We start from the raw sequence: 11,830 nt of genomic DNA on the forward strand, positions 1-11,830 counted from the left end.
ATGACACTGTTGGGAATCGTCGTGGCGGTGCTGTTGTCCACCGCGGCGCTGCTCGCGCTGGCCCGGATGGCCCGCGGCCCGGCCGTACTCGATCGGATCGTCGCGGCCGAGGCGCTGATGTCGCTGATGGTGGCCGCGGTCGGCACCGAGGCGGCGATCCACCGGCACGCCACCACGCTGCCCATCCTGGTGGTGCTCTCGCTGCTCGGCTTCGTCGGCTCGGTGGCCGCGGTCCGGTTCTCCGCCGGGGAGGAGTCGTGACCGGCGGTCTCCTGGCTGGTGGTCTCTCGGCCGATGGTCTCTCGGCCGGTGATTTCCCGGCCGGCGGAGTGGCGCAGGTGTGCTCGGCGGTCTGCCTCGTCGGCGGTGGCCTGCTCAGCCTGTTCGCCGCCATCGGCCTGATCCGGTTTCCCGACGTGCTGTCCCGGATCCACGCGGTGACGAAGCCGCAGGTTCTCGGGGTGTTGCTGGTCCTGCTCGGGCTGGCGCTGCGACTACCGGACGCCGCCGATCTGGGCATGCTGGCCCTGGTGGCCCTCTTCCAACTGGTCACGGCGCCGGTGGCCGGCCAGATGATCGGGCGGGCCGCGTACCGGTCGGGCAAGGTCCGCCGGGATCTGCTCGACGTCGACGACCTGGCCGCCTCGCCGACCGCGCGGAACCGCTGGAGCGGTGGTCGCGAGCCTTCGCCGGGTGATTGACCGGCCCGGTCGGCACCCTTCGCCGGGTGACTTACCGGCCCGGTCGGAACCGGTCGCCGGGTTGCCGGGTGCGGGGCGGCGGGGCCCCCCGGGTCCGTCGCCGGATTCCGATCACTCGTCCAGCGGGACGATGCCGACCACGACGCCGTACAGCAGGTGGTCCGTCAGCTCGGCCAGTCGCCGGGCGGTGCCGCCGTGTTCGCGGTGGATGCCGAGCGCCGGCGCCAGCAGCGTCTGGAACGCCGTCCAGAACAGCACCCCGTACAGCGGTCCGGCCCAGGGGCGTCGGCGCAGCCCACGCGGCAGTATGCCGTACAGCAGGCCACCGGCGGCACCGTACGTCCAGTGCGCGGCCTCGACCAGCGCGGGCCGGCGCTCCGGGGGCACCCGGTGGAACAGCCCCGGGGCGGTCTTCTCCAGCACCGACTCGGGAGGCGTCTTGTCGATCAAACCCAGCGCCGTGGTCGCCTGGCGCATCCCGGACATGCTCATCGCCCCGACGGCCCCTCGCACGGCGGCCCGGCCCGCGGATCGGATGCCGCGCCGCTCGGTCATGTCGACCTCCCCGTCTCGTCGTGCGCCGCGAGTCCCCGGCGCACCGTGGGCCATCGGCTGACCCCGGTCGTCCCGTCGATGCACTACCCAGGGGGAAGCGCCCGAAACGGCTGCCGCCCGCGACTCCGACGGTCCCGCCCGGGACTCCGGCGGTCCCGTCCGGGACTCCGGCGGTCCCGTCCGCCCCACCGGTCTCTTCCGTACACGCCCAGCGAACTCGCAGCAGACCTGGATAAACTGGCACCATGATCGACTCTTCTGCCCGGGAGGGCAGCTGTAGCCGGCCGGTGGACGGCCGGCAGCGGGGAGCCCTGACCCACCCGTGCTGATCCTGCTCGGCCTCCTGCTCATTCTGCTGTTGACGGCGGCGACGGGTTACTTCGTCGCCCAGGAGTTCGGCTACGTCGCCGCCGACCGGGGACGGTTGCGGCAGCTCGCCGACGAGGGCGATCGGGCCGCGAGTCGGGCCCTGGCGGTCACCGGTCAGCTGTCCTTCATGCTGTCCGGCGCCCAGCTGGGCATCACGGTGACCGGACTGCTGGTCGGCTACGCCGCCGAGCCGTACCTCGGGGACGGCCTCGCCGACCTGCTCGGCGTCGCCGGCGTGCCGGCCGCGGTACGTCTGCCGGCGTCGGTCGGGCTGGCGCTGCTGCTCGCGACGGTGATCCAGATGGTGCTCGGCGAACTGGCGCCGAAGAACCTCGCCATCGCCCGACCCGAGGCGCTGGCCCGCACGCTCAGCCGGTCCACGCAGGTCTACCTGCGCGTGGCTGGTCCGGTTGTCCGGCTGTTCGACGCGGCCGCCACCCGGCTGCTGCGCCGGGTCGGCATCGAGCCGATCGAGGAACTGCCCAGCGGCGCCACCCCGGAGGATCTGGAACAGATCATCGCCGCCTCCCGCGAGGAGGGCTACCTGGACGCCGAGATGTCCGACCTGCTCGACCGTGGCCTCGACTTCCGTGAGCTGACCGCCGGCGAGGCCATGGTGCCCCGGGTGGACGTCCGGATGATCCGGGCGGACGAGCCGGTCACCCGACTGGTCGAGCTGCTGGACACCGGCCACTCGCGGTTCCCGGTCCACGGCGTGGACGTGGACGACCTGGTGGGCGTCGTGGGCATCGCCGACGTGCTGGGGGTGCCGCCGGAGCGCCGGGCCGGCACGCCGGTCTCGGCGGTCGCCGTACCGCCGCTGCTGGTGCCCGAGACGCTGCCGCTGCCGACGGTGCTGGACCGGCTGCGGGCCGGGCACCGCCAGCTGGCCTGCGTGGTCGACGAGTACGGCGGGTTCGCCGGGGTCATCTCGCTGGAGGACATCGCCGAGGAACTGGTCGGGCCCATCCGGGACGAGGACGATCCGCCGGAACGCGCGCCGGTCCGGCAACCCGACGGCTCGTGGGTGGTGCCGGCGCGCTGGCGGATCGACGAGGTGGCCGACAGCACCGGCATCGAACTGCCCGAGGCCCCCGAGTACGACACCCTGTCCGGGCTGGTCATGCGGGAGCTGGGCCGGGTGCCCGAGGTCGGTGACCGGCTGGAGATCGAACTGCCGACCGAGCCCGACGAGCCCGACCGGCACACCTGTGCCCTGGTGGAGGTGCTCGCCGTCGACCGGCACGTGGCCGACTCGGTACGTCTGCGCGTCCACCCCGGCGCCGCCGATCGCACCGAGGTGCCGTCGTGAGCGTCACCTGGGCGCTCGTGCTGTCGGCGCTGCTGCTGGTGCTGAACGGGTTCTTCGTGGCGGCCGAGTTCGCCCTGGTGGCGAGCAAGCGGTACCGGTTGGAGCAGGCGGCCGCCACCGGCAGCCGCGCGGCCCGCGCCGCGCTGCACGGCAGTCGCGAGCTGTCGTTGATGCTGGCTGGCGCGCAGCTCGGGATCACGGTCTGCACCCTCGGCCTCGGCGCGCTGGCCGAGCCGGCGATCGAGCGGCTGCTGGCGCCGCTGTCGCACGCCGTGGGCCTGCCCGCCGCGACGGGACACATCATCGCCCTGGTGGTGGCGTTGGCGCTGGTGACGTTCCTGCACCTGGTCGTCGGTGAGATGGCCCCGAAGTCGTGGTCGATCACCGATCCGGAACGCTCGGCGCTGCTGCTCGCCCTGCCGTTCCGGGCCTTCGCCCGGGCCGTGCGGCCGGTGCTGGCCATCCTCAACTGGCTGGCCAGTGCCACGCTCCGGGTGGTCCGGGTCGAACCACAGGACCAGCTCGCCCAGGTACACGGGCCGGGTGAGCTGCGGATGCTGCTGGAGCAGTCCCGGGAGCACGGTCTGCTGGCGGCCGAGCAGCACCTGATGCTCACCAGCATGCTGGCCCTGCAGGGCACCAGCGTCGGCGACGTGATGGAGCCGTTGGACCGGATGGTGGTGGTCCGGTGCCGGGACACGGCCGAGCGGATCGAGCAGGTGTCCCGGGACAGCGGCCGGTCCCGGCTGCCCGTGGTCGACGGACAGGGCCGGGTGACCGGGGTGGTGCACGTGCGGGAGGCGGTCCGGGCCACCACCGCCGGCCGGCAGACCAGCGCGGAACGGCTGATGACCGCGCCGTTCGCGCTGCCGGTCACCGCGACCGTGACCGAGGCGGTCGCCGCCATGCGGTCCCGGCAGGCACAGCTCGCCATGGTCACCGCCGGCCGTGGCGCCACCCGCCCGGTCGGCTTCGTGGCCCTGGAGGATCTGCTGGAGGAGGTCATCGGGGAGTTCGACGACGAGACCGATCCGGTGCCCCGCGGCCGGCGGATGCGCTGAGCGGGGTCGCGGTGGCCTGGGCGGCGGAGGTGGGCCTGTCGGTGCAGACCGATCTGGCCAATCCGAGCACCCGTCCGGGGCTGCGGCTGCCGGGCCGGGTCACCCTGACCGCCAACCTCGGCGCGCTACGGGTCGACGGCGTACGGCTCGGGCTGGTCGCCCGGGTCGAGGGCGCGGACGGCGGCCAGGCCCTGGTGGAGTTCCACCGGACGGCGGTGTCCGGGGGGTTCGTGCTGGCCGCCGGGGAACGCCGGGTGGTGCCGTTCGCGGTGCCCGTGCCCTGGGAGACCCCGCTCACGGTGATCGCCGACAAGGCGCCGCTGGGCCTGCGGATGGGGCTGCGCACGGACGTCGCGGTCGGTCCGGACGGCACCGCGGACGAGCTGCGCCCGCTGTTCGTCCACCCGCTGCCGGCCCAGGCCGGGATCCTCGACACCCTGGTCGAGCTGGGATTCGAGCTGCGCCAGGCCGCGCTGCGAGCCGGCCGGCTGCCCCGGGTACGGCAGGAGTTCGGCTTCCATCAGGTGATCGGCTACTGGGCCGCCCCGATGTACGCCGGGCCGATGAGCGAGCTGGAACTGACCCTGGTGACCGACCGGTACGGGGTGGAGGCGGTGCTCTGGCTGGACCGCCGGCTGGCCCTGTCCGGCGGCGGCCACACCAGCATCAGCCGGTTCCGGGTCAACCACGCCGACGCCGACCGGACGGACTGGCCGACCGTGCTGGACGGCTGGCTGCGCGCGGCGATCGACCGGCACGCCGCGGCGGCGTCCCAGTTCCACGCCCATCCGCACCTGACCCAGTCGCCACGGGTCAGCCGCCCACCCGACCCCATCGAGCAGGGCGGCGACCCGGGCATGACCGCCGGCTGACCCGCCTCAGCGTTCCGCCGGCAGCAGTTTGTCCCGCAGGCGGTCCCGCGCCTGCGGCCACTCGTCCGCGACCATCGAGTAGAGCGCCGAGTCGCGCCAGGTGCCGTCGGCGCGGCGCCGGTTCGCCCGCAGCGTGCCCTCCCGGGTGGCCCCGAGCCGCTCGATGGCCCGACGCGACCGTTCGTTCTGCACGTTGGTCTGCCAGGTCACCCGGACCGCGCCCAGCATTTCGAAGGCCCGGGTGAGCAGCAGCAGCTTGGCCTCGGTGTTGATGCCGGTCCGCCACCACCGCCGACCGAGCTGGGTGTAGCCGATCTCCATGGTCAGCAGGTCCTCGTCCGGCTGGTGGTAGGACGTGGTGCCCACCACCACCCCGGTCACGGCGCAACGTTGCACCCACGGCACCCGTACACCCCGCTCGGCGGCATCCAGCGCGGCCCGGATGTGGTCCGTCATCCCGGCCACGTCCCGGGGTCGGGGACTGCCGACGTATCGCCACACGTCGGGGTCGTCGAGTGCGTTGAACAGGTCGGCGGCGTGCCGGGGTTCGAGCGGCTCCAGGATGACGTGCGCACCGCGCATCGGTGCCGCGGCGAGCCACTCGCGGGCGGCGGTGGTCCGGTCCGTCTTCGCGTACATCTGGCCAACACCTCTTTGTTCTAGTACAGTCTCCGTTCTGTGGCAGTACGTTATCAGCTCACCGGCTCGACCGCGCTCGACATTTCGGCCAGCGTGGAGACGGGCATACGCACCGGGGCGCTGCCCCCGGGCGCGGCGCTGCCCCCGGTGCGGGCACTCGCCGGACAACTGGCGGTCAGCCCCGCGACCGTGGCCAGGGCGTACCAGACGCTGCGCCAGCGGGGGCTCGTCGAGACCGCCGGGCGCAACGGCACCCGGGTCCGCGCCCGGCCCGCCGTCGTGGCCGTGCGCTCGGCGGGCCGGACCCCCGTACCGCCGGGGTTGCTCGACCTCTCGGCCGGTGAGCCCGACATCCGGCTGCTGCCATCGTTCGGCCGGCACCTCGCGGCGGTCGCCGCCAGCGCCGACCCACCCACCGGGTACGGCGCGGCCGGCGTGCTGCCCGAACTGGCCGACCGAGCCCGGCGAAGATTGACCGCCGACGGCGTACCGGCGGATGGGATCGTGCTCACCAGCGGCGCCCTGGACGGCATCGAACGGCTGCTCGTCAGCCACCTGCGACCTGGCGACGCGGTTGCGGTGGAGGATCCGGGCTGGGCCAACCTGCTGGATCTGGTGGCCGCGCTCGGCCTACGACCCGTCGGCGTTCCCGTGGACGACGAGGGACCGGTCGTGGACGGCCTGCGGGCCGCGCTCGAGCTGGGGGTCCGGGCCGTGGTGGTGACCACCCGGGCGCAGAACCCCACAGGTGCCGCCGTCACCGCGGGGCGGGCCCGGCGGTTGCGGGCGGTGCTCGCCGGCCGGCCCGGCGTGCTGGTGGTCGAGGACGACCACGCCGCGGAACTGGCCCGGTTCCCGCTGCACACCCTGGCCGGCGCGGTGCCGACCTGGGCGTTCGTCCGGTCGCTCAGCAAGCCGTACGGGCCCGACCTGCGGGTGGCCGTGCTGACCGGTGACGAGGCCAGCCTCGCCCGGGTCGCCGGGCGGTTGCGGCTCGGGGCCGGCTGGGTCTCCACGGTGCTGCAACGACTGGTGCTGCGGCTGTGGGCCGACGCAGCGACGACCGAACTGGTGGCCGACGCGGCCGGCAGCTACGAGCGGCGCCGCGTCGCGCTGCTGGCGGCGCTCGCCGATCGCGGCGTCCCCGCGCACGGCCGTACCGGGGTCAACGTGTGGGTGCCGGTGCCCGACGAGACCCAGGCGGTCACCGTGCTCCGTGACGCCGGCTACGCGGTGGCGCCCGGCTCCCGCTACCGGCTCGGCGCCGGTCCCGGAGTCCGGATCACCGTCAGCCCGCTCGCCGACGCCGACATCGCCGCGCTGGCCACCGCGCTGGCCAGCGCCGTGGCGCCCGCCACGGCCATCGCCCGCACAGTCTGATCCCGGTACGCCCCCGCTGGTCGCACGGTCCGGTCCCGGCGCGTTCCGCTGGTGGCACGGTCCGGTCCCGGCGCGTTCCGCTGAGGCGTGGGTGCGAGGTACCGAGGTTCGCGTGGCCCGCCCGGCGGGTTGGGCGAGTGCGGCGGGGTCGACGGGGTAGAACATTCGCCATGCCCGACACCCGTACCGCGCCCGGTGCGCAGCAGTTCATCCCGCCCGATGCCGACGACCTGGCCGCGCTCAAGACAGCCGCCGCCGGGTGCCGGGGCTGTGAGCTGTACGAACCGGCCACCCAGACCGTCTTCGGGCGAGGTGACGCGCATGCTCGCGCGGTGTTCGTCGGCGAGCAGCCCGGCGACATGGAGGACCGGAAAGGGCTGCCGTTCGTCGGGCCGGCCGGCCACCTGCTGCGGGAGGCGGTGGACGAGGCCGGAATCGACCCGAAGCACATCTACCTGACGAATGCCGTGAAGCACTTCCGTTTTGAGTTGCGCGGGAAACGACGCATCCACCAGAGCCCGGACCGGACCCACATCACGGCCTGCCGGCCCTGGCTGGTCGCCGAGTTCGCCCGGCTGCGTCCCGCCGTGGTGGTGGTGCTCGGCGCCACCGCCGGCAAGGCGCTGCTGGGGCCGTCGTTCCGGGTGACCCAGTCGCGGGGCAGGCTCATGCCGTGGCCGGACGCAGCCCAGCACCCGGACGACTTCCGGCAGGTGCCGGTGGACTCCCGTGGCGACCGCGCGGACGCCCCACCGGCCCAGCTGCTGGCCACCATCCACCCGTCGGCCGTCCTGCGCGCGGACAACCGCGACGAGGCGTACGCGGGACTGGTCGCCGACCTCAGGATCGCGGCCGGTGTCCTGACAGGTCGCTGACGACCGGCCCGCGTGGGCTGGGCCCGGGACCGGGCCGGGTGCCAGACTGACCGGCATGGAGCAGCACCTCTACGAGCCCATCCACGAGGAGTTCCGCGAGCTGTGCCGGGAGTTCCTGGCCCGCGAGGCGGTGCCCCGGCACGACCGGTGGGAGGCCGAGGGCATCGTCGACCGGGACGTGTGGCGGGCCGCGGGCTCCGTCGGGCTGCTGGGTCCGGACGTACCCGAGGAATACGGCGGCGGTGGGCAGCGGGACTTCCGGTTCAACGCCGTCCTGGTCGAGGAGATCGTCGCGGCCGGCTGCTCGGGCCTCGGCTTCGGCCTGCACAACGACGTGGTCGCGCCGTACCTCGTCGAGCTGACCACCGCCGACCAGCGTAAACGCTGGCTGCCCGGGTTCTGCTCCGGTGAGCTGATCACGGCGATCGCGATGAGCGAGCCGGGTGCCGGCTCCGACCTGGCCGGCGTACGGACCAGCGCCGTGCGCGACGGGGATCACTACGTTCTCAACGGACAGAAGACCTTCATCACCAACGGCGAACTGGCCGATCTGGTGGTGGTGGTCGCCAAGACCGCGCCGGACCAGGGTGCTCACGGGGTGAGCCTGCTCGCGGTCGAGCGGGGTACGCCCGGCTTCACCCGGGGGCGGCGGCTGGCCAAGGTGGGTCTGAAGGCCAACGACACGGCTGAGCTGTTCTTCGACGACTGTCGGGTGCCGGTCGACAACCTGATCGGCACCGAGAACCACGGCTTCTACCATCTGATGGGCAACCTGCCCCGGGAGCGGCTCGGCATCGCCGTCGCGGCGGTCGCCGCGGCCGAACGGCTGCTCGCGCTGACCCTCGACTACGCCCGTTCCCGGCAGGCGTTCGGCCGGCCCATCGGTGCCTTCCAGCACAACCGGTTCCTGCTGGCGGAGCTGGACACCGAGGTGACCATCGCACGGACGTTCGTGAACCACTGCCTGGCCGAGTTCAACGCGGGCCGGCTGTCGGTGGCCGACGCGGCCAAGGCCAAGTGGTGGACCACCGAGTTGCAGAACAAGGTCGCCGACCGCTGCGTCCAACTGCACGGCGGGTACGGCTTCATGCTGGAGTACCCGGTGGCGAAGGCGTGGTTGGACAGCCGCGTGCAGACCATCTACGGCGGCACGACCGAGATCATGAAGGAGATCATCGGCCGCGGCCTGGGGCTGTAACGCGGATGCGGCCCGTCCGCCCCGAGTGTTAGGAAGGGCCCCCTGCTATACCGAAAACGATAAGAAGGGGCCCTTCCTTTCATGGCCACCGAGCTGACCGCGCCGCCCGACGCCCACCCCGACGTTCGGCCGGTCCAGCGACGTACCGTCCGGCTGCTCTTCGTCACCCAGATCATCGGCGGGGTCGGCGTGACCATCGGGATCGCCGTCGGCGCGCTGCTGGCTCGCAGTGTCGCCGGTACCGCCGCCTCGGGGCTGGCCCAGGCGGCCGCCGTGGTCGGCGCCGCGCTGCTCGCGGTGCCCGTCACCCGGGTCATGGCCGCGCACGGTCGCCGTCCCGGACTGGTGCTCGCGTACCTGACCGGGACGCTGGGCGGGATCGTCGTGGTCGTGGCCGCGACGTATCGCTGGGTGCCGCTGCTCTTCGTCGGCATGCTGCTGTTCGGTGGCGGCAGCACGGCCAACCTCCAGGCCCGGTACGCGGCCGTCGACCTGGCCGATCCGGCACGCCGGGCCCGGCAACTCTCCCTGGTGGTCTGGGCCACCACGATCGGCGCGGTCGCCGCACCCAATTTCGCCGCCGTGGCCGACGCGACGACCCGGGGCGCCGGGCTGCCGCAGTACGCCGGTCCGTTCGTGTTCAGCGCCGCGGCCTTCGTCGTCGCGGCGGTTGTGCTGCTGGTGCTGCTGCGCCCGGACCCGCTGCTCACGGCCCGACGGTTGGCCGCGACGCTGACCCGACCCGGTGTCGTGGTGCCCGATTCCGTGCCACCAGCGACCCACGACGCCGCGCCGCAGACCGGACCCGGGCCGGCGGCACAGCTCGGAGCCGGGTCCGCCGGGACCACCCGGGGGTCGCGGGGTCGGGCCGGGCTCCGGGACGCGCTGCGGGTGGTGGCCGACCGGCCCGATGCCCGGCTCGGGGTGGCCGCCGTCGCGGTCGGCCACCTCGTGATGGTCGCGGTGATGACCATGACGCCGGTACGCATCGGCGAGTCGCACGCCGAGGCGGACGTACTGCGGGTGGTGGGACTGGTGCTCAGCCTGCACATCGCCGGGATGTACGCGCTGTCCCCGCTGGTGGGCTGGCTGACCGACCGGGTCGGCCGGCGGCCGGTCATCCTCGGTGGGGTGGCGGTGCTGCTGGCCGCGTGCGCGGTCGCCGGAACGGCCGGACACGACACTCCCCGCCTGGCGGCCGGACTGGTGCTGCTCGGCCTCGGTTGGTCCGGCACCATGGTGGCGGGCTCCACGCTGCTGTCCGAATCGGTGCCCGGCGACGTACGGCCGGCCGCGCAGGGACTCTCCGATCTGATCATGGGGCTCGCCGGCGCTTCGGCCGGCGCGGCGAGCGGGTTTGTCGTGCAGTTCGCGGGTTACCCGGTGCTGACCGGGCTGGCCGCGGTCGCCGTCGTACCGTTGCTGGCGCTAGCGTTGCGTCCGGTGCCGGCGGTGGCCGCCGGCGCGGCGGACCGCCGGCCGGAGTCGGCCGGCGATTGATCCGGCCGGTCGGCGACCGGGTGGCGGACCATCCGATGGCGGTCGGAGCGACGGGAGCATCCGGCGACGGCCAGGTGGCGGGACCATCCGGCGGCGGCCGGGTGGACGGAGGGGGAGCGGGCAGTGCGGCTGACGGATTTCTGGACCCGGCTGGAGCGGGCGTTCGGCCCGGGGTACGCCGCGAGCATCGCCACCGACCAGGTGCTGTCCCAGTTGAACGGGCGGACCATCGAGCAGGCCCTGGCCCAGGGGGAGGCGACGGTCGTGGTGTGGCGGGCCGTGTGCGCCGCTTATCCCGATCGAGTGCCGGCGCGACTACGCTGAGCAGGCTTTTCGGCCGACCCGTGTGTCCGGGACGATCTAGTACAGGTGTTCGGCTATTGTCCACAGCGAGACGTTGTCCACAGGCTACGGCCGGGTCGGCTGTGTTCTGTCGTACCCAGCGCCTAGCGTGTGGCACGTGACTAGAGGTTCTTCGAAAGCGCCGGCGAAGGCAGGGGTGGCGACCATGGCGGCAGGCCCTGACCGGGAGAAGGCACTCGACCTTGCTCTCGCTCAGATCGACAAGCAGTTCGGCAAGGGTTCGGTGATGCGGTTGGGTGAGCGGCCGGTGGTGCAGACCGCCATCATCCCGACCGGCTCCATCGCGCTCGACGTGGCGCTCGGGGTGGGTGGGCTGCCGCGCGGTCGGGTGGTCGAGATCTACGGCCCCGAGTCCAGCGGTAAGACGACGGTGGCGCTGCACGCGGTGGCCAACGCCCAGCGGGCCGGCGGCATCGCCGCGTTCATCGACGCGGAGCACGCGCTCGACCCGGAGTACGCGAAGGCCCTCGGCGTCGACACGGACGCCCTGCTGGTGTCCCAGCCGGACACCGGCGAGCAGGCGCTGGAGATCGCGGACATGCTGGTCCGCTCCGGCGCGATCGACGTCATCGTGATCGACTCGGTGGCGGCCCTGGTGCCGCGGGCCGAGATCGAGGGTGAGATGGGCGACAGCCACGTGGGTCTCCAGGCCCGGCTGATGAGCCAGGCGCTCCGCAAGATCACCGGCGTGCTCAACAACACCGGCACCACGGCGATCTTCATCAACCAGCTCCGCGAGAAGATCGGTGTGATGTTCGGCTGCATGTCGTACTCGACCAGGGTCACCTTGGCAGATGGCACGCAGGAGAAGATCGGCAAGATCGTGAATCAGCGGATGGACGTCGAGGTCCTTTCCTATGACCCGGAGACCAACCGGGTGGAGCCGAAACGGATCACCAACTGGTTCAACAATGGTCCTGCGGAGCAGTTCCTCCAGTTCACCGTGGCTAAGTCGGGGGGCAACGGCCGTGCCCAGTTCGCGGCCACGGCCAACCACCTGGTACG

Annotated in this window: 12 protein-coding genes and 1 pseudogene; 11 read left to right on the forward strand and 2 right to left on the reverse strand. The window is 73.1% G+C overall.

Annotation, left to right across the window (positions count from 1 at the left end; translation table 11 throughout):
* Positions 1 to 261 carry an MrpF/PhaF family protein gene (locus tag ACXN5W_RS05440; protein ID WP_473157084.1) on the forward strand — a complete coding sequence of 87 codons (261 nt, stop codon included), beginning with the start codon at positions 1 to 3 and terminating at the stop codon, positions 259 to 261.
* A complete protein-coding gene (gene mnhG / locus ACXN5W_RS05445; protein WP_473157034.1) occupies positions 258 to 701 on the forward strand; it encodes a monovalent cation/H(+) antiporter subunit G in 444 nt (147 codons plus the stop codon). Before ACXN5W_RS05440 ends, mnhG begins: the two co-directional genes overlap by 4 nt.
* A gap of 111 nt (positions 702 to 812) precedes the next feature.
* Here mnhG and ACXN5W_RS05450 read toward each other — a convergent pair whose 3' ends face one another.
* Positions 813 to 1,256: a hypothetical protein gene (locus tag ACXN5W_RS05450; RefSeq protein WP_473157035.1), complete on the reverse strand. Its 444-nt coding sequence runs from the start codon at positions 1,254 to 1,256 to the stop codon at positions 813 to 815.
* A gap of 322 nt (positions 1,257 to 1,578) precedes the next feature.
* Here ACXN5W_RS05450 and ACXN5W_RS05455 point away from each other — a divergent pair, with 322 nt between their 5' ends.
* The 3 genes from ACXN5W_RS05455 to ACXN5W_RS05465 are packed head-to-tail and all read left to right on the forward strand — an operon-like array spanning position 1,579 to position 4,870.
* Positions 1,579 to 2,937, forward strand: a complete 1,359-nt coding sequence (locus ACXN5W_RS05455; RefSeq protein ID WP_473157036.1) for a hemolysin family protein — start codon at positions 1,579 to 1,581, stop codon at positions 2,935 to 2,937.
* Positions 2,934 to 3,998, forward strand: a complete 1,065-nt coding sequence (locus tag ACXN5W_RS05460) for a hemolysin family protein (RefSeq protein WP_473157037.1) — start codon at positions 2,934 to 2,936, stop codon at positions 3,996 to 3,998. The genes ACXN5W_RS05455 and ACXN5W_RS05460 overlap by 4 nt, the downstream gene beginning before the upstream one ends.
* A gap of 11 nt (positions 3,999 to 4,009) precedes the next feature.
* The gene (locus ACXN5W_RS05465) at positions 4,010 to 4,870 is read left to right on the forward strand and encodes a sporulation protein (RefSeq protein ID WP_473157038.1); all 861 of its coding nucleotides are present in this window, start codon (positions 4,010 to 4,012) and stop codon (positions 4,868 to 4,870) included.
* Between the two features lie 6 nt (positions 4,871 to 4,876).
* Here ACXN5W_RS05465 and ACXN5W_RS05470 read toward each other — a convergent pair whose 3' ends face one another.
* Positions 4,877 to 5,509 carry a GNAT family N-acetyltransferase gene (locus ACXN5W_RS05470; RefSeq protein WP_473157039.1) on the reverse strand — a complete coding sequence of 211 codons (633 nt, stop codon included), beginning with the start codon at positions 5,507 to 5,509 and terminating at the stop codon, positions 4,877 to 4,879.
* 39 nt (positions 5,510 to 5,548) lie between these two features.
* On the opposite strand from ACXN5W_RS05470, the gene ACXN5W_RS05475 reads away from it, so the two are divergent.
* From ACXN5W_RS05475 to recA, 6 genes and pseudogenes are all read left to right on the forward strand, one after another.
* Positions 5,549 to 6,889 carry an aminotransferase class I/II-fold pyridoxal phosphate-dependent enzyme gene (locus ACXN5W_RS05475; RefSeq protein ID WP_473157040.1) on the forward strand — a complete coding sequence of 447 codons (1,341 nt, stop codon included), beginning with the start codon at positions 5,549 to 5,551 and terminating at the stop codon, positions 6,887 to 6,889.
* Positions 6,890 to 7,059: 170 nt separating this feature from the next.
* A complete protein-coding gene (locus tag ACXN5W_RS05480) occupies positions 7,060 to 7,764 on the forward strand; it encodes a UdgX family uracil-DNA binding protein (protein ID WP_473157041.1) in 705 nt (234 codons plus the stop codon).
* A gap of 55 nt (positions 7,765 to 7,819) precedes the next feature.
* Positions 7,820 to 8,962 carry an acyl-CoA dehydrogenase family protein gene (locus ACXN5W_RS05485; protein WP_473157042.1) on the forward strand — a complete coding sequence of 381 codons (1,143 nt, stop codon included), beginning with the start codon at positions 7,820 to 7,822 and terminating at the stop codon, positions 8,960 to 8,962.
* Between the two features lie 81 nt (positions 8,963 to 9,043).
* Positions 9,044 to 10,462 carry an MFS transporter gene (locus ACXN5W_RS05490; RefSeq protein WP_473157043.1) on the forward strand — a complete coding sequence of 473 codons (1,419 nt, stop codon included), beginning with the start codon at positions 9,044 to 9,046 and terminating at the stop codon, positions 10,460 to 10,462.
* A 123-nt stretch (positions 10,463 to 10,585) separates the two neighbouring features.
* Positions 10,586 to 10,786 (forward strand): DUF3046 domain-containing protein, encoded by a 201-nt coding sequence (locus ACXN5W_RS05495; protein ID WP_473157044.1) that lies wholly within the window; start codon positions 10,586 to 10,588, stop codon positions 10,784 to 10,786.
* Positions 10,787 to 10,970: 184 nt separating this feature from the next.
* Positions 10,971 to 11,822 (forward strand): annotated as a pseudogene (gene recA / locus ACXN5W_RS05500) (recombinase RecA); the annotation flags it as partial.
* Positions 11,823 to 11,830: the final 8 nt, after the last annotated feature.

The sequence above is a fragment of the Plantactinospora sp. A48 genome, from assembly GCF_055793945.1.